The sequence below is a fragment of the Vibrio sp. Vb0304 genome (assembly GCF_033338995.1).
Lineage (GTDB): Bacteria > Pseudomonadota > Gammaproteobacteria > Enterobacterales > Vibrionaceae > Vibrio > Vibrio alginolyticus.
On sequence record NZ_JAWOTT010000392.1, the window covers coordinates 1 to 1012 of the forward strand.

General features: G+C 44.6%; 1 protein-coding gene. It reads right to left on the minus strand.

Annotated elements, in window-relative coordinates; genetic code table 11:
- Window positions 1-896: HTH-type transcriptional repressor PurR (purR, locus tag R7P35_RS26475; protein WP_318093469.1), on the minus strand; the 896-nt coding region annotated here is incomplete at its 3' end.
- Between the last annotated feature and the right edge of the window lie 116 nt (window positions 897-1012).

The following is a 1012-nucleotide window of genomic DNA, read 5'->3' on the forward strand; positions in this document are numbered from 1 at the left end:
TTTTTACCAACACGACGTTTAGGTTGGTGAATCGTTGTTAGCGGTGGTGAGAAGTACTCTGCAAGTTCAATGTTGTCGTAACCGATAACAGAAACGTCATCTGGAACCTTGATGCCGTTTTGTTGCAGACGGCTCATTAAGCCAAGTGCCATGGTATCGTTAAAACAGAATACTGCAGTAGGGCGTTTTTCCATCGCGGTGATCTTGTCTGCAACCAGTACCGCAGTATCACATTCAAAGTTACCTTCAAGAATCCAATCTTCATTGATTGGCAGTTTTGCTTCAGCCATGGCACGACGAAAACCAGCGATACGCTCTTGGCAAGCAAGTTTCTCAAAGTGACCACTCAGGCAGGCGATGTCAGTGTGGCCGTTATCGATAAGATATTTAGTTGCTAGGTAGCCACCTTCTTCAGAGTTATCGATGATCTTGTCCGCACGAGAACTCTCTGGGCCCCAATCCATCACAACTTTCGGGATGTCTGAATGACGATCTAACATCTCTTTTAGTTCTTCGGTTAGATCTGAACACATCACCAAAATGCCATCTACACGTTTCTCAGCAAGCATGCGGATGTAGTCGCGCTGTTTCTCGTAGATGCCGCCAGTATTACACAAGATCAACGTGTAACCTTGACGGTAGCAGTAGCTTTCTACACCGTCGATCACTTCAGAGAAGAACAGGTTAGTTGACTGTGTTACCAACATACCAATAGTACGAGTTGAGTTGCATTTTAAACTACGAGCAACTGCGCTTGGTGCGTAGTTAAGCTCATCAACCGCTTTCATTACTTTTTCTTGGGTTGCTTCAGCAACAAAACGTGTCTTATTAATAACGTGCGAAACTGTCGTGGTAGAAACGCCGGCTAAGCGAGCAACGTCTTTTATAGTGGCCATAAATGATGTCCTGTATCGAGCTACTTAATACCGTAGTGAATACAACCATACGCTTAGTTTTTTGCGCAAACTAAACACCACAACAACGGTAGTGTCTATTCTAGTAGGCAGCGGTT